The following is a 24,198-nucleotide window of genomic DNA, read 5'->3' as shown; positions in this document are numbered from 1 at the left end:
AAATATCAAACGTACCGATAATCAGCCGGTGTCATACACATTGGTTATACTTTTGTAAGGTCAAATCTAACTCATCTGTCATTTCAAATAATGATATCGACCCGTTATCAGGATTTTCATGATAACGGTTTTCGGTTCGCGATGCTAGTTTTCGAATCAATGCACCATGTGTGACAACTAAAATGTTATCCCCATCATTAGAATTATCCCAAATATCTGCTAATCCTTTCCTGACGCGACGCCAAAAAGCAGTTGCATCTTCAGCATCATGTGTCGGATCAGATTTTTTGACTTGGTTCATCATGTCATCTTCGTTAACGACTAACGCAAGCTCACTATCATTTTCAGCAGATACCGATATACATAACAAACCTGCCAATTGATTTAATCTATCCCCTTCGAAAGAACCGAAAAACGCTTCACGAAATTGCGCTGAATAGGTTATGGGCAGCGATTTTTGTTGCTTATTTTCTAATAAAATCAATCGCGTTGTTGCTTTTGTACGACCTAGGTCGCTCGAATAAACACGATCTAACTGCACATTGTCAGCAATCCACTGGCCAGTATGTGTTGCTTCTAACTCTCCTTTTTCTGTTAGTAATGAATCTGACCAACCTTGGATCTTGCGACAAGTATTAAAATATGTTTCACCATGTCGAATAAAAAACAAATTAATTTTTTTCATTATGGTTACTCTACACCATCTCTCAACTGCTTAGCCTTCTCAAAATCATCTGTAAATAGACCACCTAGTTGTTGTTTGAATGCCTTATTCATATCATTTTCAGAATTAACCGTCCAAATACGTTGCAGAATAGGTGCTTCTGATACAGCCTTACGATCCAAATGTAGGGCTTTTAGATGATTATCCGTCATAAATTGATGTGGTTTACTAATTTTGTTACTACTCAAAAATGCCAAATTTTGTGTGTGATCTAATTGATATAAGCGTTGTAATGTGAATATATTAAATGACGATAACACAACTTGTGGCTTTAAGTCATATTTTTCAAGTAATTTTAATACAATTTTTTCTATACCAGGATATGATAAATAATCTGTTTTCAATTCAACATTTAGAAAAATATTGGTATGATTAAATATTTCCAAAACTTCTTCTAGGGTCGGAATTCTCTCATATTGACTGACCGGTTGCTGCTGTCTGTTAATATCATTAATGAGATGCACGTTTTTTAAGTCTCTGATATTAAAATTTTTAATGTAACCATTGCTACTAGTCGTGCGATCTAACTTCTCATCATGCATGATAACAGGTACATTATCTTTAGTTAAATGAACATCGAACTCAACAGCTTCACCATTTTGCGCTAAATACTCAAATCCGGTCTTTGAATTTTCGACGAATTTGACAGGAATGCCACGGTGGCCAAAAATAGTTGTCGTCATTTTTTATTATTCCCCGGACTGCTCATTAGCATCTTTAATGTCAGCAGTTGTTTGCTTAACGGCTTTGCTGAGTTCGGAATCAACATTTTTGCCGTTGATAACATTTTCCATTGCATTTTGCGTGTTTATACGTTCTTTAGGCATTGATGTAATTAATGCACCAGCACTAGCAGCATTAATTGTCGTAGCCTTAAGTTGCTCTACTGGCGCTGCAAGAATAGGCGTATTTTTGAAAGCATCTTTCAAAATTTTAGTATCATAAGACTTATTATTAATAGCAAAGTAACCTGTGTCAATTGACCACTGTGCTTGTTCTTTGGCCGATGTTGCAAATTTTAGAAAGTCAAACGAACCCTTTTGTGCTTTAGTAGATTTTCCCTTAGAGAGCCAAATACTTGCACCACCAATCACAACACCGTTAGCTTTTACATCTTGGGGACGAGGCAAGTAAGTCACCCCAACATTAAATTTAGCATCCTTTTTAATGTTACCTAATGAAGCCGATGAATTTATAAACATGTCAATTTGATTAGATGTGAAGGCCGATAATTCTGTGTCTCCCGCATTAGCGCCTGTTCCATAATCAACCAATGTCCCTGCGTCAGCATTAGTTTTAAGCCAATTTAAAATGTTCTTACCAGCTTTGTTATCAAAAGTGGCTTTAGTCGCTGTTTTTTTACGACCATTACCATGATTGACCAAAGTCTGATTCTGATTGGCTAGTAATTCTTCAAAGGTCCATCCATAAGGCAAAATAGACAGTTTCGCACGACCACTTTTTTCCTTTAATTTTTTGGCAGCCGCAGTGACTTGTTCATATGTTGGACTTGTGGGTAAGTCATCAATGCCCGCGTCTTTAAAGGCATCTTTATTATAATAGAGAACCGGTGCACTAGAGTTAAATGGCATAGAATACAACTTGCCATTAATTGTATAATAATTTAAAATGTTCTTACGTAGATTCTTAGTATTAAATTTATATTTCTTTATAAGTGTTTGCATCGGTTGAATCATACCCGATGTTGATAATTGTTTTGTCGAAATCTCGTTTGATTGAAATAAATCAGGTGCTTTACTCGTACCACCTACAGAAAGAAATTTTGGTAGCGCTTCAACATATTGTCCCTGAAACTCAGGTATCACTTTATACTTCGTTTGTGAGGCATTATAATCGTTGACAACACGATCAATGGCTTGTGCGTTTTGACCTGTCATAGAATGCCAAAACACAATATTTTGACGTTGATTATCGGCAGCATGCACTTGCGTTAATGGTAACACTGCACCCAAACCAATTGTTGCAAGTGCAATGTACTTTGTTGTATTTTTAAACATGTGATATTCTCCCATTTATATAATATGTCATCATTTATTTAATAACACCGTTTGTTAAGCCTTTTTTAAAGTATTTTTGGCCTAAGAAAATAATTAATAAGGTTGGTATAACTGATACTATCGTAGCAGCCATAATTAATCCCCAGTTACTCGCAGTATCTTGTGATCGCAGTTGTCTCAAACCAATTTGTACAGTCCTGACGTTGTTATTAGTTGTTGCAATGAGTGGCCATAAATACATATTCCAGTTAGTTAAAAAACTGTATAAAGCAAATGTAATAATGTTTACCTTCGTATAAGGAATGACTACGCGAGTCGCAAATTGCCAGTGATTCAACCCTTCAATGTCACTTAAATGTTTAAGTTCAATAGGTACTTGTTCAAAACTTGTTTTCATCATGAAAGTACCAAATGCTGAAGCCAAAAATGGTAAGCCTATCGAAGCATAGGTATTTAGTAAATTTAAGTCACGCATGGTTGCAAAATTAGGAATGATTTGTGCTTCAAACGGCAGCATCATCGTGCTTAAAAATAAAATAAATAACGTCTTCTTAAATCTAAAATTCAAAAATACAAACGCATAAGCAGCCATGATAGATAGTACTATTTGACCAACCATCACCATGCCTGACACAATCAGACTATGCAGCAAAAAGCTAGCCATTGGCGTGTTGGTAAAAACCTTGATATAATTGCTAAATTCTAAGTGTCGTGGTAATAGATTGCCTTGCGCAATGGATTGGCTAGATGACAAACTCAATGATATACCTAAAAATAAAGGTAATAACAATAGTATTGCGAATAGCAACAATACTATAAAACGGCCATTTTTTTGAAGACGACTACTTTGCATTGCGACCTTCTCTCTTGTTTTTCACATAAAATTGAATAATCGTGAACAACATGATAATTAGCGTCAAAATAACTGATTGCGCACTGGCACGACCAACACTGTGATTAACAAACGCATCTTGATAAATAGCATACACGAGTAGGTTCGTATGATAATCTGGGCCACCTGAAGTCAGTATATCAACTTGGCCAAACGTCTGAAAAGCATTAATCAAGGTCACAACAGTGACGAAAAAAATAGTTGACCGCGTAGCAGGCATCGTTATTTTTCGTAATCTCAACCACCATGACGCACCATCTAAATCTGCAACTTGGTACAAATCTTGTGGAATTGCTTGAATGGCACCTAAAAGTACTAAAAATGCAAAACCAAGGTTCATCCAGACTGTTGTGCCAATAATTGCTACAAGTGACCAAGTCGGATCAGATAACCAATTGATTTGGGGCAAGTGCAGTGTTGTCAGTATCTTACTGAATAAACCAATTTGTGGATTAAACATGAACAACCATAAAATGGAAGCCACCGTAACCGATACACCCATTGTTGACGAAAACATTGTTCTAAAAATTGCAATGCCCCTCATTTTTTGGCTTGCCACAATGGCCATGATATATGAAATAAATAATGTGAGTATCGTAGAAAACAAAACAAAAATCAAAGTAATTGTAAATGATGTACTAAAACTATCTGATTGTATCAGATTAACAAAATTTTTTAGACCAATAAATTTAATCGGATTTCCTACGAGATTTGTCAATTGTGTGCTTAAATAAAATGTTTTTATCATTGGATAGAAAATAAAGATACCTAAAATAATAAGCGATGGCAATAGTAACAATAATGCTAATAAGTTTTGATGAGATGTTTGCACCGATCTCGTTTTTGTCATTTTTTTCAATCCAATTACCCGCCAACAGCTACTAGCTCAGACTGTCCTACTTTGATTAACTGCCCATCTTGTGTGAATAGTAGTACTTTATCCAATAAAATATCAAAATTAATCGTATCACCAATAACCAAATTAATTTGTTCACTCACTTTAACTCTAAAGGCAGTTTCTAGACCAAGGTTAATTTCTAAGTTTGTTCCGTCTCCTAAAGGTTCAATATGAACGATAGTTCCTGTCATTCCCCCAGACTGTGTCATTACAATATTTTCTGGGCGTACCCCTAGTTTAAATGGTCCATTAATATGCTCCCAATTGAACGGTATAGTGACACCATTTTTCATTTTTAATATATCATTTTCAATGTTGACATCAATTAAATTAATTGCTGGTGAACCAAAGAAATCAGCTACAAACGTATTGGCGGGCACATTGTAAAGTTCAAGTGGTGAGCCTATCTGTTCAATTTTGCCTTTATTAAGTAGCATAACTTGATCACCCATTGTCATCGCTTCGGTTTGATCGTGTGTCACATAAATCACCGTGATACCAAGTTGTTGTTGTAACAATCGAATTTCTTTACGCATTTCTGCACGTAATTTTGCATCTAAATTAGATAATGGTTCATCCATCAGTATAATTTTGGCATCAGATACAAGCGCTCGGGCTAAGGATACCCGCTGTCTTTGACCACCGGATAGATTCCCTGGTTTTTTATTCTTGTATGTCTCTAAATGCACTAAGCTCAGCACTTCCTGTAACTTTTTTTGTCTCAATGTTTTAGCTGTATGTCGTGCTGTTAAACCAAACACTATATTTTCAGATACTGTTAGATTAGGCATTAATGCATAATTTTGAAAGACCATCGATAAGTTTCTATCTTTTGGGGGAAGTCTAGTAACATCCTTCCCATTAATCGTGATTACTCCCTCATCTATCGGAATGAACCCTGCAATTGCATTTAAAATCGTGCTTTTACCGGATCCAGATGCACCCACTAATATATAAAATTGCCCATCTGCAATTGTCGTATTAATATCTGTTAGTACCTCTTCTCCATTTTCATACGTCTTTTTCAAATGTTGCAATTCGATTGACATACCCTACTAGCCTCTTTCGTTCCGCATCGATGACACTTTATTTTGTTAACACGTCAACTATACCAAGTGCTTGTAAATGATTAGCATGAAACATGTAAACTTTTTTGAAGATTATTTAAATGATCGCAACACAGTTAAAAGTCTTTCAGCAACATGTGGTGTTCGGATGATTTTTGCAATCTACCAAATATAAAAAGGACCAAAATTTTATAATTTTGATCCTTTTTACTTACTTTTTAATAAAACATTTCGATATACTATAATTGAAAGAATAACAATTATTAATCCGTAAAATAAAAATACGTAGGGTATTGCAATGCCATTTCTAAATGTCGCTAGTATACTTGTTACCATTATTCCAAGTGGATAACTTGAAGAAGTCATACTGCCTGCAATTGTGAATAAGGCGCCCTTTGATTCTTCATCAAATGCTTTTTGATAAAAGGTTGTTTTATATATTAAAGCGGGTGATACAATAAAGCCAATTAGTATTAATAGTATACAAATTAGCCATATATTTTTAATTAAACCGATGAATGAGAATAATAATCCGTGAATACCAATAGTGATGACTACACTCTTTATTAACCAATCCTCTTTTAATTTTATCTTACCGACAAAAAATGATCCAATTATAATACCGATTGAGGTCATGGATTCCAATAGTCCGTATTGTTCTGACCCTGAATTTAAAACAGTTTTCACCAGAACAGGTAGAAGAACAGTTAATCCTGCCCATAGTAGCATATTCCAGAAAAAATCCATTGATAAAACGGCGATGAGTTGTTTATTTTTAAAAATAGTTTTAAATGCTGACTTTGTATTATTTACATAAGAAACATCTTTATTTTTGTCGTAACTAATATGTTTGGGAGTAAATATAATATTAATTCTAAAAAATATTACTGCAATAAATATATATAAAATAGCCACTAATGCATATACTTTAACGCCATACCCCAATGCTAAGATTAACCCGGATAATAGTGAACCAAATATATACGTCGTATCAAAGCTCATAATCACTAGTGCATTAGCAATCATTCTTTCACCATTAGATTCAAATATATCTTGAATAACCATAGAGTCTCCACCGACCAATAATGGTTTCATTGATCCGCTCAATACAAGCAATAAAATAAACACGGAAATGTCGATACGACTTGCTAGTGGATTGAATATTAAAAATAAGAACACAGAAGCATTAACTATGTTAGCAAAAGTCATTAACTTTATCTTATTGAATTTATCAAGTAATCCTCCTAAAAATGGGCCTAAAATAATATTAGGTAGTTGCAATGCCCCTAATACTATTGCAATAACCACTGGAGAGTTAAATTTATTATAGGCAATCCATATTAACGAAATACTCGATATACTATTTGCTAAATTGGTTAATATAATTGAAGTAAACAGTTGTCTAAATACTTTGTTTTTTAAAATACGTATATAATTCATTAATTTTTTACAAGATTTGTTTTAATATCAAGACTTCCGATAAAATCATGTTGCGTGAATGAAGTTTCTAATATGTATTGGTCATAAGATAACTCCCTTTTTCTTTTTCTATAATTGAGCGTAAACAATTTTTGAACCCCGTGCCAGTTCATGACCAATCATATTGAAATTCATAAAGGCAGGCGTACTATCAGGAGAAACGTCAAGAACATCAACGTCTAACGCAGTAACCACTATGTGATAAGGGTGTGGTTGATCTCCTTTAGCAGGTGCAGCACCTACATATCGATTCATTCTAGCGTCCATTGGCATAGCAACTGCCTTTTCTGGCAAACTACCACTGTTAATATCTCCTGCATTTTCAGATAATGTTGTAATATCTGCTGGTATATCTTTAATTGACCAATGCCAAAATCCTGATTCAGTGGGTGCGTCAGGATCGTACATAGTCACTACAAAGCTTTTTGTACCTGAAGGAACGTCATTCCAACTAACCTCTGGTGAAACATCTTGACCACCCTCGATACCAAACATTCCAGAATAATTCTTTTTTTGGAAAAAGCCATCATTTGTTAAACCACTAACTGAAACCGTTAAATATGGAACTTTAGCTAAATTATTAAATACAATATCTTCATTTTTCATAATATTAAATTCCTCTATTTTGTTCAATTAAATGAACATTTTTTTATTTTTCCCAACCAGTTAAAACTACTTTACCAATCATTGATCCTGTTTCAACGTCAGCATGTGCTTTGCGCATATTAGACGCACTAATCATTGAATAGTTGATAGTATTAATTGGTAACAAGGCATTCTCCATATACAATTTAGCAAGATGATTCAAAATTTGATTTTGTGATGTCATTGTTACTGTCTTAAAATATGATTTACTATACATCCATTCCCAAGCAAATGTTGCCCGCTTTTTCGTTAATTTTTGTAAATCAATTAAACGATGATTTTCAGTGGTAGCAACAATTTGACCATCTGGTTTAATTAATTCAGCAATTTCATTCCAATGAGCGTCTAAATTATTTAAGTTTAAGATATAGTCCACGTATTTTTTGTTGAGATGTCGAACCTGCGCGACCAAATCTTGATGATGATTAACCACTTGATCAGCACCCATTTTTTTAGCCCATGATATAGATTTATCACGGGATGCTGTTGCAATGACTGTTAAACCAGCTAATTTTGCTAATTGAATGGCTATGGAACCAACCCCCCCCAGCACCATTAATGATTAATACTGTTTTATTCTCGTTTCCAGTCCAATTAATCCCTAGCTTTTCGAATAGCGATTCATAAGCAGTTAACCCCACTAGGGGAATAGCAGCTGCCTGATCATCAGTTAAATTATTTGGTGATAAACCAACAATTCGTTCGTCTACTAGTTGTAGTTGAGCATTGCTACCTGACCGTGTAAAATCACCAGCATACCAAACTCTATCTCCTTTGTTAAATAGAGTAACTTCATCACCTATACTAGTGACAATCCCTACAGCGTCCCAACCAATAACTTTCGGCTTATTTAAGCGGTTTTTACGGCCACTTTTTCTGACAAAAGTATCAACAGGATTAACAGATACGCCGTCTACACGAACCAATAAATCATGGCCATAAGCCTCTGGTACATTGATATTTATATCCTGAAAACTGTCAGGATTGTCGATTGATAAATGCTGATCAAATCCAACTGCTTTAATAGAATTCATTATTTTTCCTTTCGTCACTCATGAATTCTATGTTAAACTATAAAAAAAAATGTTAAGACGTGAATTTAATGGCACTCAGTGAAAAAAAAAACACCAGGTGACATTAAATTCACCCTCTTAACAAACATGTCATAAAATGGTAAATTTAATTGTAAGATTAAAATAATTAGTAATACATGGGGAGAGATATGAAAGAACTATATAATTGTGATGTGGGTTGCCCGATTCAAAATACATTGCAAGTGATTTCCGGAAAGTGGAAAAGTGTTATTTTATATCATTTATTTGAATTTGATGTGTTAAGATTTTCGGAACTACAAGCAAAATTACCTTATGTTACTAAGAGAATGTTGGCTCGTCAACTTGCTGAATTAGAAGAAGATAATATTATTAACAAGAAAATATACGCTACAATACCAGTGAAAACAGAGTATTCAATATCTAAATTCGGTAAAACTCTTCAACCCGTCATAAAATCTATGGAAATTTGGGGCACAGACTATAATGATGTATATACTAGTAAATGAGCTTCTGGTACTGCTCTTATACTATGATGACTTATTTATCAAAGCAAATTGAAATGCAACTTAGTGATAACGTTACGAAAGATGATTTACTAATAGTTGTTAGTAAAATTAAGTTTTAATTTTTTTAAAGTCAACATAATCGCTACTATAAAGAAGGGCGACCCCAAAGAAAAAAGGATAGCCATAACACAGCCATTTTCGAATATTCTCAAACTCACACGGTAAGAGCCACATCAGAAGCTTTCAATATTTCTGCTAGGACTGTTCAATACATTAAAAAATTGTTTGTTTAATCCAATTTATGCAACAGAAATTAGTCTATTAACGTTTCATTTACTATCTAAGAGACACACATCATCAATTATCAGATAGATAAAAATACAGATCTATATCTTGATCCCTTTATATCCAAATTTTTTAATAAAAGTTACTATGAGTTAAAGTAATCTTGTAACGTCAAATAATCCACTACTTTCTTGTTTTCAATAACAACAACATCTGTTGTCACATTCTCAATAAATCGTTTATCGTGCGATACAATTACCAACGCCGCTTTGCTGTCATTAATATATGTTGTCAAGGCCACTACGCCATCATAGTCAAGATAGTTGGTTGGTTCATCTAATATTAGCACGTCAAACGCTGAAATTAAGCACAATATTAGTTGTACTTTTAGCAACTGTCCTCCACTTAATTTATTTGGACTTCGAGTTAACATTTCTCGATTAACTCCCAGAGCCCCAGCAACTTCTAAAATAATTTCCTCGCGAATCCCTGATTTATTCATAAGTTGTGTTATTAAAGGAATTGACGAACACCAATCTTGATTTATATTTTGATGGAAATAGTTCACGTGTACATTTTTTTCATCTAATTTTTGAAATAATTTATCAAGTAGCGATGTTTTTCCTACGCCGTTATCACCAAGCAAAGATAAAACATGTCCAGATTTAATATTGATTTTAAATGGTGAATTTACTAAATAGTTTTCATTAACCTTGACATTGCTAAACGACAACTGCATCGATATTTTTCCGGAATTTTGATAATAATTTAGTATCTTTAATCCTATTTTGGTAAATGGCTTCGAATCATAATGATTATCATTGAGCGCTTGTCTCATATTTTTTGCTGAAGTCGCTAGTCGATTCTGAACTTTGTCATATTTACCAGCCAGACCTTTAGCTTTTTTGTCTGAATTTGATATGCCTCTTACTTTTTTGGATCGTTGAGACTTTTCCTGGAGTCGCTGAACTGATTTCCGTTGTTGATTTTTTTGCTTTTTTTGTACTTCATACATCTGAAATTCTTTATGTCGTTTCTTTTCGTACTCTAGCTGAAAATCCTCAAATTTTTGCTCATATAGTTCAGCCCGACGGTTTTCAATCAATAAGATGTTATCAGTAGTAGAGTCTAGAAAGTCGAAATCATGACTAATCAAGAGTACTATACCAGAAAAATGCCTAATCAATCCAGATAACACCTTAATGCCATTCTTATCTAAATTTGAAGTTGGTTCATCTAGCAATAAAATATCAGGATTAGAAAATACAGCATCTTTTAATCGTTGCAGTTGTAACTCACCAGGACTATGGTAATCTTCCCAATCATTAAATTGCGAAACTATTTTTACTTTGCCCTCTAATGATATCGTTCCTTTTTGGGGTAATAATCTACCACTAATTAAATTTATTAATGTTGTTTTACCGACTCCATTATCACCAACAATGCCGATATGACCTTCTGAAAGCCTGAAGTTTATATTGTCAAATACAATATTACCTTGATCGAATTGAAATGAGATATTTTTTACGTCAATCACCATGTAAAACCTCCAAGAATCTTTTGTCAGTTAGAGCGTACAACAAACTAACAACCATTAGTCCCGTTAATATAATTAAACTAATCGATTTGATTGGCACTGTTTTTGAAACAATTGCTGCTAGAGGTGCAGTCACCATCAGTAAGGTAAATATTGTCCCCAGAGTAGTTCCTAGAATTTTGTTATCAATTTTTTCTTGTAGTAGTGTGATAAGAATAATGCCAGTGAAACTGTTAAACAAGCTGTACAAAGCCCAAAAACAAATCAATCCAGTAATCAATATTTTCTCACTATTAATGAATGCATATAACAATGACAATAAAAATAAAGCTCCACTCTGAATCAGTAGTAACAAACGATAGTGACCTTTGTAATTCATGACCAAAGTATGCTTACGTTGAATAACAAGTGTGGCTATAACACTAGCAACGGAAATGACAATTTGTTGAAGGGAAAAAGCATACTTGATATTTGGTATTTTGTAATTTAAGTATAATGGCTGAATATACCAAAAAGTCCAATACAAAAAATTCATTATCAATGCATATGGAATAACCGTTTGAATTATAGGCTCATGCAATATATTCCTTAGTCCTTTGAAAGTACTGCTAACTGCTTCGTTAAACTTAAAATTTACATCACTATCATTTATCACATCAGGAATTACATTTTTTGCAGTTGAAATATTTAAAATTCCAATTGCAGATAAAATTATTAAAAATATAATTAATATAGTTGATGATTTTAAATCTAAATAAGTTATCATAACTGCCAATAACGATCCTGACAGAATGCTAGAAATTCCCGAAACAGCAGAAAATCCTGCGTTGTTTTTTACTCTTTCACTTTCATTTTTAGCAAATTTATATGTTGATACCTCTACTGCTGATGAATAAAAAACTGAAATTAGCGAATTTAAAGTTGAAAAAATGAGTAATAGCAATATTATACCGTTAATACGCGTTTGAAACAGTGAGAAAAGCAAAATGCCAGTCACACATATACGAATTAAAGATACCCATTTCAAAATTTTAGCTGGGTTCACCATATCAGCAACAGCTCCACCAATAGGTCCACCACCTATCTCGATAATTTGCAACATGCCAAGTAAGGCGACCATATCTTGTCGATGCAATTTTACCGCAAAATACCAAATTAAAAATAAATTAAAAGTTTGTGTAGCGACAGTTACAACACCGTCATTTAAAATTATTTTAATAAAATTTTTATTCATATAAAAGGAGTTCCCCTATACTTTTCACGCAACGCAACGTTTTTGGTTGTACACAACTCTGGAAAGTAAAATGGAACAAATTGATTTGAAATCAGAGGCTGTAACTCAGGAGAGTAAACTCGAGTTGTAAATCCTTTTGGACTGTTGCCAACTGTGAGATAGTAAAACGTTGGTTGTAAACTGTTACTCTTTATTTCCTCAGAATTAATTCGGACATTCAGCAAACTATTGTCAACTCGGTTCCAAAAATCTTTACTAAATCCATGAGGTATCATTACTTGCGATAAATTATACCAATTTTCACCGCGAAAAGTGTGAATAGCTTCTAAAAGAGCATGGTTCATCGCATTTTTTTCATCAGTATTGGTGCCAAATCCGACAGATAAAAAAGGAAAAGTAGTTGTCTCCAAGACCGCCATAATTGTTGAATATGAAAATTGATTTGATTCCAGTATTTCAAAAACACGAACTGATTTTATAATTTTTTGTTTTTTTAATTTATCAAACACACTAGATTTCACTCGTATTTTTTCAATAATTTTAGACCGTCCAAACCACCAAAACATTTTTGTGTGATGTTCAATAATTTCAGATTTACCTTTATTTAAAGCTGTTATTTTATTGATATCATGAGAGTATCCTTCAGAACTAGACCAATGTAGTTGATTTTTTTCATGCAAATCATAATTTGATTTAAATAATACCAATTCTTTTGGAAACAAAACAACATCCGATGGATCACTAACGTTTTTAAGCTCAACATATTGTTTTTCTAAATTATACCAATTTGTATCTCCAATAATTTCTAAATTTCTATAAAAATCTGAATTTGCTTCTCCTCTCATTTCTATTGGAACGTAATTGGTCATATCTCTTTCTTCCAATAATTCAGACAAAGCATTCGAGTATGCAATGTTATCTGTTGTATGAGTGGCCGAAGGTCTGAATGACATATTATTTTTTTCTTTGAATGTTACAAAACCTTCAATTCCGAAATTAGGAACCCTCATTAAATTTATTTCTGACATTTAACACCTCATTTTAAATTAAAAAAATAAAAGAGAAGCAACTAGTCCGACTTCTCTTTGTATAAATATAAGCATTAACTATTAATTAGTTCAACTTCTTTGGTCATTACACTATATTTTTTAAGGAAAACAAGCTCTTGAGATAATAATCCAACAATGTCTTCTGTCAGTTTTGTGATACTACCATGTCGCAAATATTCATGGACTTGACTTTCCATAAGAAGTTTTTCGTACGGCATCACTTCATATGCATTGTATAAATCATAGATTAAATCTGACATTTTTGTATTTGTCAAACTCATTTCCTTGAGAATAAGAACCTCATCATTACTCAAATCAACATCAGATTGAACCGCATTCAAATTTTTAAAGAAATCATCTAAATTATTATCTAGTGCCACTGAAGCGTTCCAACTTGTAAGTAAGTTTTGTTTTACATCTTCATACTTCGCAAATGCGAGAGTATATTGTGTTGTTTTTTCGAATGACATAATTTCTTCAACATGAACATTAGCAAAACTAAAATACGCATTAATTTGAAAAACATTTTTAACAATTGATGCATATGCCAAACGCAAATTTTCAATTTCGTTTTCTGCAATATAACACGTTGTCATTTTACAATTAATCCCACCCATAATTCTTAATCCTCACAATTATTATTTTTAAATAAACTTTTAGTGAGTTTAATATAATCTTATTTTAATAAAAAGTCAATTATTTTTCAACAATTAATGAAAATTTCATCAATATAAATGGTCCTATGATGTAAAAGTAGACAAAAGTTATTCTTTGTTACACTAACAGAAATTCATTATGGTAAAAAAAATACACTCAAGAATTTAAAAATTACATTGTTGAGATGGCCCACTCAGGTAAGTCACTTAAGGACATTCGTACAGAATATGGGGTCTGGACTGAATCTGTTCGTTCCTGGCTCAAAAAAGCTAACTATTTAGATCAATATACGCCCGAAAACGTCAGATTAAGTGCCTTTGAAAAAGAAAATAAACGTCTGCGTGAAGAACTACGTATTTTAAAAGTAACAGCAGTCTTGTTGGCAAAAAATTAATCGTTTTAGGACGTAAGCCTGTCATGTCCATTATTAAACAAAATTTATCTAGGAGAGAAAAAATTGCGACCGTGCTACGCATTTTAAAATTAAATTGCAGTACTTATCACGCTTTAATAGTGAGTGGAAACTTTCAATTTTTGCATTATCGTATGGATGCCCTAGCGTTGAATACGAATGATCAATTTTGTGTCGATTTAACAAATTTTCAAAGCCAAAACTAGTGAACTGACTGCCCATATCAGTGTGTCAATAATTTGGTTTTTTATGGGTTGACAGCGCTCTTTGCAGTGTTGTAACTACTAATTTGGTATCCATCGTGGCACTGATTTGATGGGCTAATATCTGATGCGTTCGTAAATCTAAAGTCGACGCTAAATAAACCCACTGACCATTACTCAACTTTAAATAAGTGATGTCCATGCTTCAGGCATTGGCTTCTGGTAAATGCCTGATTAAGTTGGGACGTTGACAATAATCAACGGTTGTCGTTGGTTTGTTAAACTGACGACTCATAACAGAGTATATGCCGGCTTCTCGCATTAAACGACGAACTCGGTTGGTCCCATGATGAAAATTCAGATCAGCTAATGCTAATCGCAAACGCGGGGCTCGACATAGTGAACCTAATCGAAGTAAGTACTTTTAGGTATTTTGAGCAGTCGAAGCACCATACATAATGAGTTTAAAATGCTGTTTTAGCAATGACTGGACAATAAGAAAATGGGTCTTACGTGTTACTTGCGATGTTCGCCTAGTAAAACGGCCGCAATTGCTTGTCAGGCTAAGCGTGATAAAATTTCATTTTCTTCTTTGAGACGTGCAACTTCTTTCTGCATCGCATTAAATTCAGCACGAGTCACTGGTTGACCCTTAACATCAGTCCCAACGATTTGGGCTTTTTTGACCCAACCCGTGACGGTTTGCACAGTCAAGTGGTATTGTATTCATTGGCTAGAGTATTAGCAGAACGTCCCTCGTTATACAAGGCAACAATCGATGATTTAAATTCTGTTGCGTATCGCTTAGCATTCATAATATAAAAAACTCCTATACTTGATTATCTCGGATTATGCCCTAGAAATAAAGCAGTCCGGATTTTCAGTATACGAGCGTCCGTTATCTTTAATCATTATTGATGCATGTAATAATGTCTCTTTCGCATTTTCTACATGATGAAGTAAGTAAAGCATTACGACAAGATCAAAATTTCCAGAATCGGGCAAAACAATTGTTTCAACATCACCAACTTTAGTGATGAACCTATCATCATCCGGATACTCATTAGCCACTAGTTTTCTCAAAATAGCAAGCATTTTCGGTGATAAATCAACCGCGCTAATTTGGACTTCTTGACTATTTTTCAATATGTTTCTTGTTGCACGACCTGTTCCCGCACCAATATCAGCAATTTTCATATCTGGTTTTATTAATGAATTTAGTAAAACCAATGATCTGTTAGATTCACCACCTCTAATTTGTTTAATCAGTTTGCTTTTGCTATCCCACGTATCAGCAAGTGAATCATATATGTTCTTTACTTTTTCAACATTTGAAATACTCATACTAACCCCCTAAAAAATAATTCAACCTATTAATCTAAGAATAACACCACAGCTTATAGATATAACCGCTTTCATTATGCTTTGATCATTTTTAATGTTACTATTGAAAAAAGAGTTATTATTACTAAATTTAATTTAAAAAGTTTGTTAATTGATAGGTAAGTCAATGATATTTAAAGCTAATTACTATGAAACATTTCAAGAATTATTAAGTAAACACGGTCACCAAGGATGGTGGCCTGCTGAATCGGATTGGGAAATGATGATAGGTGCGGTTCTTGTACAAAACACAAGTTGGACGAATGTTCAGAAATCAATTACTAACCTTAAGGAAATTACAGATTTTAATCCAGCGCTGATTTTAAATACGCCACAAAAGAAACTAATAGACGCAATTAAGCCCAGTGGCTTTTATAATGCCAAAAGCAAGACCATTAAAGAACTGTTTACTCTTTTAAGTAAGCACAAATTTAATCTTATTTATCTAAATAAAAACCACACAACCAATGAATTAAGAAATATTTTACTTAGCGTCACAGGAATTGGTCCAGAAACAGCCGATGATATCTTATTATATGTTTTTAATAGACCTGTATTTATTCCAGATTCTTATACCAGAAAATTAGTAGCATTCCTAGAAAATGTTGAATTTAAAAGCTTAAGTTACCAATCTTTAAAACGTGACCTGGAGCCATCGATAATAAACCAAATGACTCTATCAGAGCTGCAAGAATTTCATGCACTTATTGATGAATATGGAACAGAATTCATCAATAAGTCTCAAAAATACCCCAATGTAAATCCATTTGGTTAAAGTATTATTATCAGAATAGATATTTTAAAAAAGGGTCTTTTGGAGAAAAGGGGATTTCTTTAGCTGACAGTGTCGGATTTGAATGAATCATTTTATAACTGATGTCGGAAACTAAAAACATTGATTCATCGTTTAAACCATTTCCAATACTATAACTGAACTTGATATTATTTTTCTCAATGTAGTCATTGATTGCAATACCTTTTGATGAGTTTGTGTTGAATTCAATACTTGTATAATACGACTCAGTACACTGTCCCTCTTTTCGGGAAAAAGTTTTCTTCAACCGATATTGCTCATGAATATCAGAAAAGAAAACTTCTACACCTGTAACATTTTCAAGCTCAACACTCTCTTTTATGCCAACTTTACCTTTGCATTCTTCAAAAAAAGTTGTCCAATATAAATCATAAATATCTTTTGAAGCATGCTTAGTCTTGAGTATTTTTGTGGCATATTCGTCGGCAATTTTTTGAATTCTTGCATTTGAATAAACGTCATCATTGTTCTCAAAGTCAAAAAAAAGCCAATTATCAAGGACTGTATGTATAATCGTCGGCAAACCATACGATTGAAGTGCCATTAATAACTTATTCAGTAAGTTGGGCTCTATTTTCTGATTCAAAGTTACCCTATTTTTTTTAGTAAAAAAGCTCCATTACCGCCAATTGCGGGAATGCTAATTTTATATTCACGAAATATTTTAGTTATTTGAGAAACATTTCTACCTGTTACTAGTACAAACTCGTTTCCTCTTTCTTGAATTATTTTTATATTCTCATCATTTATAAAGCCATCATCTGTTGCCAATGTACCATCAAAATCTATAAAACACTTCATTATATTCACTTTTCCCTCCGATATTTATTCCACATAACAACTCTATTTTTTTTTAATTCTTTCTTACCAGCAATAAATACTGCTTTTTGAAAAACCCTAAATAAAAGTAATTTAATATGTGCTTTAATCGTAATACGACGAATATGTTTACGATATTTTGGATTTTCGGCATATCTCCAAGAAAAATAACTTTGCAGCCTTGTATATTCATTTTGAAAAAACATAAACGATTTTTCTACACCAACAAAAACTCTCAATTGTTGCCAAAACCAATCTCTTACTCCCTCCACCGACTCAAAATAAACTTTTGATCCCTCAGGCTTAATAATCATTGCATCTTTGTATTTCAAATGGTGCATTTAATATTTTTTGTATAACATTTAAAACGTTTTCCCTCACTTTGAAATCAGAACCAATCAAGACATGTTCACCTCTTGGGTATTCTATTAATGTATTTAAATTTTTAACAATAGAACCCTTCAGAAATTCAATATCATCATCAAAAAAATGAATAATATCCTTTTTATTTCCTCGAGCATAGGACAGTATTTTATTTATGGCATCGTTCTTCCCCGGCCGTTCGCCCATTAAGATATATCACAACTTCTATCTTGAATTGACCAACATCTAATTCTTCAATTTCTTGTTTGACTTCTTGTAGCCACTTTAATATTTTATTATCACTTCTATTAGTCGCTAATCCCAGAACAACCGAATACATATTAATTTCCCTTTCTCATTAAAATGAATGCCAGTCCAAAGATAATACAATTCACCCCAATCATTAACATATAAGAAATTATTCCGAGTTGATTGATTAGAAAGCCGCCAATAATTGAATTACCAAGTGCTACCCCATCTAATGCCATATTCTGAACTGCCAAAACCGACATGATTTGATTCTTAAATTTCTGTTGAAAATAAGCTAAGGCATACAATTGAATCCAAATAAAAAATATTCTGCATATTACGAGAGAAGTCAATAAGATAATCATCGTTTTAAATAATCCGGCACCAATCATAAGTACACCGCTTAATAAAACCATTATGGAAATTAAGTAGTTTCGTTTATGTCCTGATAATTGGTTATCTACTAACTTAGATGTCATGCCTGATATGAGTTCAGCAATTGTCATGACAAACACAGCAATCGCATATTGAATTTGTGTGTTATTAGAAATAAAATTGATAGCCGATATTCCATACGCATCAGTAAAGGCGTTAGCTACACCAATCGAAGACAGGAGTACAATCAACCAAATGGTTAGTCCATCAAATCTATTTTTCTCAAATACCGTTTGAGAACGTTCCAACTTAACATTAACAATGGATTTTGAAAAACTTGTATCATTAGAAATTAATCCAATAGATATCAAAGCAAACACCATAAAAATAGCATCTAATAACACGAATATTTCGTCAGAAAACTGCTTTGTTAGTAAAAAATAAATTGGAATTACGCATAACCGAGCAGCTGTCGACCATATCGTAACATCTCGATTAAAACTCTTTAAAACATCCTCATCTTCCTCAATGTCAACAATCATATTTTGAAAAGCCAATTTTGAACCGAGCGATAACATCTGTTCTAAAAACACAAGAATAATCACAAACAAAGTATTGGTAACGAAAATAAACATTGCAACCAAAACAAATACACGAATCGTCGCCATGGATAACAGAGACGAACGTATATTGTGCTTTCTTAACGTTCTTGCCAATAATCTACTAAAAACAAGTCCGGGAACAGTATACGACGCCGATAATACACCAAGATAAATTGCATTATCGTTCGATGTTTTAAACACAATTAATACAATCACAAAATAATAGAACCAATCACCTAGTTCATCGAATATTCGATATGACAAAAGTTGTTTTTTATTCGGCATATTCTTCTCCTAGTTGAACTACTTACATTTATCACAATTATTGTAAACGCTTACTTCTTCAATTTGTGTGATACATCGGCAAAATCGTAGAGTCCTCGTTACCAATATTTTGTTAAAATTCCATCGCTATACTTTAATGTTTTTACGATATACTGCATTATCAACTACTACTCGCAAAAATGTATTAAACTGGTTGAAGCCATAATCAATCCGTTTCTGAATAAAGGCAATTTCAATATAATTTCTAATATACTTGATTGTCTGATCATGGATATTTTCTAGTTGTACAAAAAATAAAGCTTTATTTTGAACATGCAATTGACGATATTGACCATGAATATTGTCTATTGCTTGATTAACACGATCCATGACACTACCGTCTAATCCAACTTTTTCTAACAAAGCCTGATACTGTTTACGAATAGTTTTCATAGCACCATTAATCGCAGCTTCATCATCATGCTTATGTTCAATTAAACTAATCGTCTGATCTAAATTTTCTAATGCCTGGTCACACGTTGTTAATAGTTCTACTAAACGTTCTACCTGCTTAATTTGTTCATATAAATCCTGTACTAAATACGGTGTCATTCTATCGTCAGTATTACAATAAGAACTTTGATTATTACTGTTACTATCTGCATTATTACCACTACTTAATGATCCCTCAAAACTAAGATCATAAGTTTTTTTGAGCGTTTCCGCCCATGATTTAACTTCCGGCACTTTACGTTGTGGGTCACTTGCTCCCACACCCTCAACTCCTGTATCCCAGGCTAAAGTTGAACTATCAATATCTTTAGCAACTGCCAACCCAAGCATTGTTGAATGATGACTACTTGCCAATTCTTTAAATGCTAAATCGACCTGGGCTTCAACCGTATCTGCGGTATTTTGATAACGATTACCGTTGATACCACCAGCACCCCATTGTCAAATCCCTTTAAATGAACCCGCAGGATTAACCGCTTTAGGGTTTAGATTACTTTCACGCCAACCAATGGCAATGATTGCTGAAATATTGTCCCCAAAATAACCAGCTTGCTTAAAGCGATTAGCGATATAACTAACTCGTTTTCCAACATCTGAATTTTTATCGGCTAAGGATCCATTACTGGAACCACTATCTGAACTTGTCGTTGTCGTATCAGTCTGACAAACAATACTAGGATTGTTCATTGTTAGCGCAATAATCAAAAGCACTGGTATTAAAATGACAAGCAGTGGCGCACAATACAAAACAATTTTCATCACAACTGCTTGTTTAACTTGATTTTTCACATGATCTCCTTTCTATATTTTGACTAATAAAAAATCCTTAATGATTACTCATAAGGATTAAAAGTATTAAAATCAGTGCTTTGATTAACAGCCAACCGCCAAACATAATCAAGACTAGTGGCTTGATAGTCAATATCAAAATAGTAATAACGTATTTCACCATTTCCAACATCACTGTCATGTTTCGTATTCACTGCAACACCAACGACACCACTGGTTTGCTCATCATTAATTGTTTTCGGATAATAGGCTACTTACACAACACTACTAGATTTCAAACCATTATTATCAATATAATCAGCCGTGCCACCAACCTCTGGAAATAAATAATCATTGGCTAAAACCTGATTAGTCACTAATTTAGCTTGCTTGATTTTCTTGATACGTTTTTTATAATCAAATCCAGATGACCAATTATAAGCAAGATTGAAAAATTGTTGACTCGTATCACTAGCTTTCGTAATGGTACTTTTGGCAACCACTTGCTTCACTTTTTGATGACTCCTTTTTGCAGTGGCTTGTTTGTGTTTTACGTGTCATTATTGATCCCCCTTTGTGAGATTGCCTAAAGTCAATGAGATCAACTCATTACCCTTTGCATTAATTGTCCCAATAATTGATAATTAACTGTGCGACTGCCATTAGTTGCCTTTAAGGCACCAAAGAATAATAGGCTGTCTTTTTGTTGGCTAACTTGCAGTTGATTATCCGATACATGCCATTTTTTAGCTTGTGCTGGATCACTCTCTAATTGCCCTAAAAACTGTTTAACAAACTTTCTGACTTTATCATTAGCCACTTTTGATAATACTTGTTTGTCTGACACATAGCCTGCATTAAACAATGCATTAACAGTATCTTTTGGCAGGCTATCATCTGGCATTTTATTGTCATTATCAATCACTTTAGTTAATGTGCCACTAATAGTAGTAAGAGACTGTGTTGCTGACAATTTAGCAACTGAGGCAGTCGCTTGTTTTATTTGAGATTTTTGAAATTGTGTATTAAAAAAAGCGCCAATCAGGAAGAACCCGACAACACTTAACATCTTAATTCTAGTGTTTATCATTTTTAAACTATCCTTTCAATCATCATAGTTTCTAAAATGATCTCTTGCGTAATCAGCTAAAGCACTAATCGTCCGAGCGTTATAATTCCTCTGAAAATGACTCTAACCTTTGCATGTATTCATACACATCTAACCTATCCTAATGAACATCAAAATTCAGTCTTTTTATATTTCTAACTATTCAAAAAGGAAAGTGTTCAGTGCCTGATCAACTACCTTGTTCTCATGTAACTTGCTGTGTTGTGCATCTTTTCCGGTTATTTTTAACTCTTTATAGGACTTCGTACGATCAGAAATCAAGTAGCGTAATGATTGTGAGGACGTATTACTGACTGAGCCATCAGAATGACTACCATCATCTCTATCGCCATAAATATTTAAAACTTTCACTTGATTTTTAGGATAAATAGTTCTTAATTTCAGTAATGCTTTATAATTCGCATTCATTTTTTGTGGCTTGCCTTGACTATTTAGTACCATTTGATTCGCTTGATCATCCATTCCTAAAATGCCATTGAAATGACCGGCAATATCAACTTGCTTCGCTAGTTTAGGTAATTTACTATCACTCGAATGATCTAATAAATAAAAGACAATCGACATATTGCCCATAGAATGACCAACAGCATTAAATTCCTTAATTTTATACTGCTTTTGCAAAGCAACAATCACATTTTTAAGCCATTGCCCATCTTGATGATAATTCGTGTTTTTATTGTTTTCATAGTTAACTTCAACCAAAGGATGCTTTGCTTTTTTGTCAATCACACCACTTAATTTTACTGCCCCACTTTTCGAGACATTGGCCCGAATAATAGTATTCGAGTCTCCTTGCTCAACCAAATAGTGAGTCATATGTTGCTCAGCTTTATAGCTGCTACCATATCCATGCAAAAAAAACGTGGGGACAATCGTACTTTTAGTGACATTTTCAACTGATTGAGTCACCCTTTTGTTAGTATGAGCATAGCCTATTAAAAAAATGAGCAATACAAGTACTGCTAGTATAAAAATTTTCTTATATTTTGTCAGCATTATGATTATTCTTTCGTCTCACATTTATCATGCCTCATTTAGCAAAACAACATGCTCGCCTTTAACTTTTAAAGTGTTCACATGCATTTCGCCCCAGGCACACAAGCCATCAAGTAATTCTCCCAGTGTCTCTCCGTATTCACTTAATGCGTATTCTACTTTCGGAGGTACTTGATTATATGACTTTCGATCTACAATGTCAGCCTCTTCCAATTCGCGAAGTTGTTGTGTCAGCATTTTTTGACTTATGCGTGGGATTTTTCTACGCAATTCACTTGGTCGTAACGCAGAATGACGTAAATTACAAAGTATAATCGGTTTCCACTTACCACCAATCACTGCCATGGTCGCTTCTACACCGATATTATAAATTTTGTCTGCCAATTTTTGTCGCCTTTCTCTTGCTATATCTAAAAATAACATTTAAGTATGTATGGTACAAAAAAGTATGTACTATACATAAGTACTTTTACATTATAAACTATATACACGAGGAATAGGAAACAGGAATGAGATGATTTCATTAACAGATACTGTGCTACTTAACAACGGGAAAAAATACCAGGTGTCGGCTTAAATCGCGATGATATTTTTATTACTTCAAAAGTTTGGTAGAATCCTCGCTTTCAACCACAGTCTTCAAAATTTAAAATTAGATTATTTAGAGCTATCCCTGATTCAGTGGCCGGGTAATGACGCATTTGAACATGCATGGCACGCTTTAGAGGATTTGTATATAAAAGGAGAATTCAACATGACAGAACCAGATACAGGTTTTTCAATCATAAATCACATTGGTATCACTGTTAGTAATTTAGAAAATTCAATCATATTTTATGAGGCATTAACGGGGAGAAAGATAGCCAATAAAGATGAAATTAGCGGCAAACGGATGGCAGAGACACAAGGCTTGGAAAATACATTAATTAAATTTGCCAATCTTCATTTAGGTAATGTCAACATTGATATTCTAGAATACGTTGAACCAAAACCAAGCCAAGCGCATTATTCAAATGAACAAATCAGTGCCATGCATATGTGTTTTGAAGTTGATGATATCGATGCTGCGGTTGCTCGCTTAAAAGCCATTGGTATCCATCCCGACGGTAAACCCATCTTTTTTGAAGAACAAGATGGATTGAAAAATGGATTGGGTACCGGCGTCGCTTATTTCACTGATCCGGATGGCACAAATCTTGAATTAATTGCACCAAAGGGCCCATTTACTCGCGGATAATCATGATATGTTAGTTTAGACAACA

At 33.5% G+C, this 24,198-nt stretch carries 31 protein-coding genes and 3 pseudogenes; 5 read left to right on the top strand and 29 right to left on the bottom strand.

The features are described from left to right. Nucleotides 1-31: 31 nt before the first annotated feature. The 9 genes and pseudogenes from LEGAS_RS00695 to LEGAS_RS00655 form a co-directional block, all read right to left on the bottom strand. Nucleotides 32-685 carry a histidine phosphatase family protein gene (locus LEGAS_RS00695; RefSeq protein ID WP_013231129.1) on the bottom strand — a complete coding sequence of 218 codons (654 nt, stop codon included), beginning with the start codon at nt 683-685 and terminating at the stop codon, nt 32-34. A gap of 5 nt (nt 686-690) precedes the next feature. Then, nucleotides 691-1,407 carry a glycerophosphodiester phosphodiesterase family protein gene (locus LEGAS_RS00690; RefSeq protein WP_010391148.1) on the bottom strand — a complete coding sequence of 239 codons (717 nt, stop codon included), beginning with the start codon at nt 1,405-1,407 and terminating at the stop codon, nt 691-693. Between the two features lie 6 nt (nt 1,408-1,413). Then, on the bottom strand, nt 1,414-2,742 hold the full coding sequence (locus LEGAS_RS00685) for an ABC transporter substrate-binding protein (RefSeq protein WP_013231128.1): 1,329 nt from the start codon (nt 2,740-2,742) through the stop codon (nt 1,414-1,416). Nucleotides 2,743-2,776: 34 nt separating this feature from the next. Beyond that, nucleotides 2,777-3,595, bottom strand: coding sequence for a carbohydrate ABC transporter permease (locus tag LEGAS_RS00680; RefSeq protein ID WP_010391150.1), 819 nt, complete (start codon nt 3,593-3,595; stop codon nt 2,777-2,779). Then, entirely contained in the window at nt 3,585-4,484 is a 900-nt protein-coding gene (locus tag LEGAS_RS00675) for a carbohydrate ABC transporter permease (RefSeq protein ID WP_029510889.1), read from the bottom strand. The genes LEGAS_RS00680 and LEGAS_RS00675 overlap by 11 nt, the downstream gene beginning before the upstream one ends. A 14-nt stretch (nt 4,485-4,498) precedes the next feature. Next, nucleotides 4,499-5,581, bottom strand: coding sequence for an ABC transporter ATP-binding protein (locus LEGAS_RS00670; RefSeq protein WP_013231127.1), 1,083 nt, complete (start codon nt 5,579-5,581; stop codon nt 4,499-4,501). A gap of 225 nt (nt 5,582-5,806) precedes the next feature. Next, entirely contained in the window at nt 5,807-7,039 is a 1,233-nt protein-coding gene (locus LEGAS_RS00665; protein WP_010391153.1) for an MFS transporter, read from the bottom strand. A gap of 108 nt (nt 7,040-7,147) precedes the next feature. Then, nucleotides 7,148-7,684 (bottom strand): YbhB/YbcL family Raf kinase inhibitor-like protein, encoded by a 537-nt coding sequence (locus LEGAS_RS00660; RefSeq protein WP_013231126.1) that lies wholly within the window; start codon nt 7,682-7,684, stop codon nt 7,148-7,150. Nucleotides 7,685-7,727: 43 nt separating this feature from the next. Further along, a pseudogene (locus LEGAS_RS00655) lies at nt 7,728-8,757 on the bottom strand (zinc-binding alcohol dehydrogenase family protein). Between the two features lie 188 nt (nt 8,758-8,945). On the opposite strand from LEGAS_RS00655, the gene LEGAS_RS00650 reads away from it, so the two are divergent. Both LEGAS_RS00650 and LEGAS_RS10155 read left to right on the top strand, forming a co-directional pair. Then, nucleotides 8,946-9,284: a winged helix-turn-helix transcriptional regulator gene (locus tag LEGAS_RS00650; RefSeq protein WP_010391162.1), complete on the top strand. Its 339-nt coding sequence runs from the start codon at nt 8,946-8,948 to the stop codon at nt 9,282-9,284. 131 nt (nt 9,285-9,415) lie between these two features. Continuing rightward, nucleotides 9,416-9,577: pseudogene (locus tag LEGAS_RS10155) on the top strand (recombinase family protein); the annotation flags it as partial. Nucleotides 9,578-9,714: 137 nt separating this feature from the next. On the opposite strand, the gene LEGAS_RS00645 reads toward LEGAS_RS10155, so the two are convergent. The 4 genes from LEGAS_RS00645 to LEGAS_RS00630 form a co-directional block, all read right to left on the bottom strand. Further along, complete coding sequence (locus LEGAS_RS00645; protein ID WP_010391164.1) at nt 9,715-11,109, bottom strand: ATP-binding cassette domain-containing protein; 1,395 nt, start codon at nt 11,107-11,109, stop codon at nt 9,715-9,717. Next, entirely contained in the window at nt 11,099-12,340 is a 1,242-nt protein-coding gene (locus LEGAS_RS00640; protein WP_010391166.1) for an MFS transporter, read from the bottom strand. The genes LEGAS_RS00645 and LEGAS_RS00640 overlap by 11 nt, the downstream gene beginning before the upstream one ends. Beyond that, nucleotides 12,337-13,368 (bottom strand): YcaO-like family protein, encoded by a 1,032-nt coding sequence (locus LEGAS_RS00635; RefSeq protein WP_013231125.1) that lies wholly within the window; start codon nt 13,366-13,368, stop codon nt 12,337-12,339. Before LEGAS_RS00635 ends, LEGAS_RS00640 begins: the two co-directional genes overlap by 4 nt. Nucleotides 13,369-13,442: 74 nt before the next feature. Then, nucleotides 13,443-13,985 carry a hypothetical protein gene (locus LEGAS_RS00630; protein WP_013231124.1) on the bottom strand — a complete coding sequence of 181 codons (543 nt, stop codon included), beginning with the start codon at nt 13,983-13,985 and terminating at the stop codon, nt 13,443-13,445. Between the two features lie 218 nt (nt 13,986-14,203). Between LEGAS_RS00630 and LEGAS_RS00625 the strand changes: the two are divergent. Beyond that, nucleotides 14,204-14,440 (top strand): annotated as a pseudogene (locus tag LEGAS_RS00625) (transposase); the annotation flags it as partial. A 249-nt stretch (nt 14,441-14,689) separates the two neighbouring features. On the opposite strand, the gene LEGAS_RS10345 reads toward LEGAS_RS00625, so the two are convergent. From LEGAS_RS10345 to LEGAS_RS00615, 4 genes are all read right to left on the bottom strand, one after another. Continuing rightward, nucleotides 14,690-14,863, bottom strand: coding sequence for an IS3 family transposase (locus LEGAS_RS10345; RefSeq protein ID WP_013231122.1), 174 nt, complete (start codon nt 14,861-14,863; stop codon nt 14,690-14,692). A gap of 3 nt (nt 14,864-14,866) precedes the next feature. Further along, a complete protein-coding gene (locus LEGAS_RS10005; RefSeq protein WP_013231121.1) occupies nt 14,867-15,043 on the bottom strand; it encodes a transposase in 177 nt (58 codons plus the stop codon). A gap of 176 nt (nt 15,044-15,219) precedes the next feature. Continuing rightward, nucleotides 15,220-15,375, bottom strand: coding sequence for a hypothetical protein (locus LEGAS_RS10150; RefSeq protein WP_013231120.1), 156 nt, complete (start codon nt 15,373-15,375; stop codon nt 15,220-15,222). Between the two features lie 135 nt (nt 15,376-15,510). Next, complete coding sequence (locus tag LEGAS_RS00615) at nt 15,511-16,005, bottom strand: class I SAM-dependent methyltransferase (protein WP_010381605.1); 495 nt, start codon at nt 16,003-16,005, stop codon at nt 15,511-15,513. A gap of 166 nt (nt 16,006-16,171) precedes the next feature. On the opposite strand from LEGAS_RS00615, the gene LEGAS_RS00610 reads away from it, so the two are divergent. After that, nucleotides 16,172-16,819 (top strand): endonuclease III domain-containing protein, encoded by a 648-nt coding sequence (locus LEGAS_RS00610; RefSeq protein WP_010381607.1) that lies wholly within the window; start codon nt 16,172-16,174, stop codon nt 16,817-16,819. A gap of 10 nt (nt 16,820-16,829) precedes the next feature. On the opposite strand, the gene LEGAS_RS00605 is transcribed toward LEGAS_RS00610, so the two are convergent. The 12 genes from LEGAS_RS00605 to LEGAS_RS00560 form a co-directional block, all read right to left on the bottom strand. Beyond that, a complete protein-coding gene (locus tag LEGAS_RS00605; protein ID WP_013231119.1) occupies nt 16,830-17,402 on the bottom strand; it encodes an HAD hydrolase family protein in 573 nt (190 codons plus the stop codon). Nucleotides 17,403-17,446: 44 nt separating this feature from the next. Beyond that, complete coding sequence (locus tag LEGAS_RS10230; RefSeq protein WP_013231118.1) at nt 17,447-17,659, bottom strand: HAD family hydrolase; 213 nt, start codon at nt 17,657-17,659, stop codon at nt 17,447-17,449. A 5-nt stretch (nt 17,660-17,664) separates the two neighbouring features. Then, complete coding sequence (locus tag LEGAS_RS00595) at nt 17,665-17,991, bottom strand: hypothetical protein (RefSeq protein ID WP_081457734.1); 327 nt, start codon at nt 17,989-17,991, stop codon at nt 17,665-17,667. Nucleotides 17,992-18,209: 218 nt separating this feature from the next. Further along, a complete protein-coding gene (locus LEGAS_RS10000; protein WP_013231116.1) occupies nt 18,210-18,380 on the bottom strand; it encodes a hypothetical protein in 171 nt (56 codons plus the stop codon). 1 nt (nt 18,381) lies between these two features. Beyond that, the gene (locus tag LEGAS_RS00590; RefSeq protein WP_010381623.1) at nt 18,382-19,551 is read right to left on the bottom strand and encodes an MFS transporter; all 1,170 of its coding nucleotides are present in this window, start codon (nt 19,549-19,551) and stop codon (nt 18,382-18,384) included. A gap of 126 nt (nt 19,552-19,677) precedes the next feature. Next, complete coding sequence (locus tag LEGAS_RS10145) at nt 19,678-20,397, bottom strand: hypothetical protein (protein ID WP_224127563.1); 720 nt, start codon at nt 20,395-20,397, stop codon at nt 19,678-19,680. 87 nt (nt 20,398-20,484) lie between these two features. Further along, nucleotides 20,485-20,832 (bottom strand): phage tail tip lysozyme, encoded by a 348-nt coding sequence (locus tag LEGAS_RS10140; RefSeq protein WP_013231114.1) that lies wholly within the window; start codon nt 20,830-20,832, stop codon nt 20,485-20,487. Nucleotides 20,833-20,876: 44 nt separating this feature from the next. Further along, entirely contained in the window at nt 20,877-21,026 is a 150-nt protein-coding gene (locus LEGAS_RS09995; RefSeq protein ID WP_010381626.1) for a hypothetical protein, read from the bottom strand. A 60-nt stretch (nt 21,027-21,086) separates the two neighbouring features. Continuing rightward, complete coding sequence (locus tag LEGAS_RS00575; RefSeq protein ID WP_010381629.1) at nt 21,087-21,323, bottom strand: hypothetical protein; 237 nt, start codon at nt 21,321-21,323, stop codon at nt 21,087-21,089. 89 nt (nt 21,324-21,412) lie between these two features. After that, on the bottom strand, nt 21,413-21,901 hold the full coding sequence (locus LEGAS_RS00570; protein ID WP_010381632.1) for a hypothetical protein: 489 nt from the start codon (nt 21,899-21,901) through the stop codon (nt 21,413-21,415). Nucleotides 21,902-22,078: 177 nt separating this feature from the next. Further along, entirely contained in the window at nt 22,079-22,936 is an 858-nt protein-coding gene (locus LEGAS_RS00565; RefSeq protein WP_010381635.1) for an alpha/beta hydrolase, read from the bottom strand. A 27-nt stretch (nt 22,937-22,963) separates the two neighbouring features. Further along, complete coding sequence (locus LEGAS_RS00560) at nt 22,964-23,320, bottom strand: winged helix-turn-helix transcriptional regulator (protein WP_010015606.1); 357 nt, start codon at nt 23,318-23,320, stop codon at nt 22,964-22,966. A gap of 370 nt (nt 23,321-23,690) precedes the next feature. On the opposite strand from LEGAS_RS00560, the gene LEGAS_RS00555 reads away from it, so the two are divergent. Next, the gene (locus LEGAS_RS00555; RefSeq protein ID WP_010381650.1) at nt 23,691-24,173 is read left to right on the top strand and encodes a VOC family protein; all 483 of its coding nucleotides are present in this window, start codon (nt 23,691-23,693) and stop codon (nt 24,171-24,173) included. Nucleotides 24,174-24,198: the final 25 nt, after the last annotated feature.

This window comes from Leuconostoc gasicomitatum LMG 18811, from assembly GCF_000196855.1.
GTDB lineage: Bacteria > Bacillota > Bacilli > Lactobacillales > Lactobacillaceae > Leuconostoc > Leuconostoc gasicomitatum.
The sequence above is the reverse complement of the archived record's forward strand: the minus strand, read 5'-3'. Positions and strand labels throughout refer to the sequence as shown.

Excerpts from the sequence above, each read along its gene's own strand:
- LEGAS_RS00695 (WP_013231129.1), bottom strand. The coding sequence starts at position 685 with ATGAAAAAAATTAATTTGTTTTTTATTCGACATGGTGAAACATATTTT.
- LEGAS_RS00690 (WP_010391148.1), bottom strand. The coding sequence starts at position 1,407 with ATGACGACAACTATTTTTGGCCACCGTGGCATTCCTGTCAAATTCGTC.
- LEGAS_RS00685 (WP_013231128.1), bottom strand. The coding sequence starts at position 2,742 with ATGTTTAAAAATACAACAAAGTACATTGCACTTGCAACAATTGGTTTG.
- LEGAS_RS00680 (WP_010391150.1), bottom strand. The coding sequence starts at position 3,595 with ATGCAAAGTAGTCGTCTTCAAAAAAATGGCCGTTTTATAGTATTGTTG.
- LEGAS_RS00675 (WP_029510889.1), bottom strand. The coding sequence starts at position 4,484 with ATGACAAAAACGAGATCGGTGCAAACATCTCATCAAAACTTATTAGCA.
- LEGAS_RS00670 (WP_013231127.1), bottom strand. The coding sequence starts at position 5,581 with ATGTCAATCGAATTGCAACATTTGAAAAAGACGTATGAAAATGGAGAA.
- LEGAS_RS00665 (WP_010391153.1), bottom strand. The coding sequence starts at position 7,039 with ATGAATTATATACGTATTTTAAAAAACAAAGTATTTAGACAACTGTTT.
- LEGAS_RS00660 (WP_013231126.1), bottom strand. The coding sequence starts at position 7,684 with ATGAAAAATGAAGATATTGTATTTAATAATTTAGCTAAAGTTCCATAT.
- LEGAS_RS00650 (WP_010391162.1), top strand. The coding sequence starts at position 8,946 with ATGAAAGAACTATATAATTGTGATGTGGGTTGCCCGATTCAAAATACA.
- LEGAS_RS00645 (WP_010391164.1), bottom strand. The coding sequence starts at position 11,109 with ATGGTGATTGACGTAAAAAATATCTCATTTCAATTCGATCAAGGTAAT.
- LEGAS_RS00640 (WP_010391166.1), bottom strand. The coding sequence starts at position 12,340 with ATGAATAAAAATTTTATTAAAATAATTTTAAATGACGGTGTTGTAACT.
- LEGAS_RS00635 (WP_013231125.1), bottom strand. The coding sequence starts at position 13,368 with ATGTCAGAAATAAATTTAATGAGGGTTCCTAATTTCGGAATTGAAGGT.
- LEGAS_RS00630 (WP_013231124.1), bottom strand. The coding sequence starts at position 13,985 with ATGACAACGTGTTATATTGCAGAAAACGAAATTGAAAATTTGCGTTTG.
- LEGAS_RS10345 (WP_013231122.1), bottom strand. The coding sequence starts at position 14,863 with ATGGACATCACTTATTTAAAGTTGAGTAATGGTCAGTGGGTTTATTTA.
- LEGAS_RS00615 (WP_010381605.1), bottom strand. The coding sequence starts at position 16,005 with ATGAGTATTTCAAATGTTGAAAAAGTAAAGAACATATATGATTCACTT.
- LEGAS_RS00610 (WP_010381607.1), top strand. The coding sequence starts at position 16,172 with ATGATATTTAAAGCTAATTACTATGAAACATTTCAAGAATTATTAAGT.
- LEGAS_RS00605 (WP_013231119.1), bottom strand. The coding sequence starts at position 17,402 with ATGGCACTTCAATCGTATGGTTTGCCGACGATTATACATACAGTCCTT.
- LEGAS_RS10230 (WP_013231118.1), bottom strand. The coding sequence starts at position 17,659 with ATGAAGTGTTTTATAGATTTTGATGGTACATTGGCAACAGATGATGGC.
- LEGAS_RS00595 (WP_081457734.1), bottom strand. The coding sequence starts at position 17,991 with ATGATTATTAAGCCTGAGGGATCAAAAGTTTATTTTGAGTCGGTGGAG.
- LEGAS_RS10000 (WP_013231116.1), bottom strand. The coding sequence starts at position 18,380 with ATGTATTCGGTTGTTCTGGGATTAGCGACTAATAGAAGTGATAATAAA.
- LEGAS_RS00590 (WP_010381623.1), bottom strand. The coding sequence starts at position 19,551 with ATGCCGAATAAAAAACAACTTTTGTCATATCGAATATTCGATGAACTA.
- LEGAS_RS00570 (WP_010381632.1), bottom strand. The coding sequence starts at position 21,901 with ATGATAAACACTAGAATTAAGATGTTAAGTGTTGTCGGGTTCTTCCTG.
- LEGAS_RS00565 (WP_010381635.1), bottom strand. The coding sequence starts at position 22,936 with ATGCTGACAAAATATAAGAAAATTTTTATACTAGCAGTACTTGTATTG.
- LEGAS_RS00555 (WP_010381650.1), top strand. The coding sequence starts at position 23,691 with ATGACAGAACCAGATACAGGTTTTTCAATCATAAATCACATTGGTATC.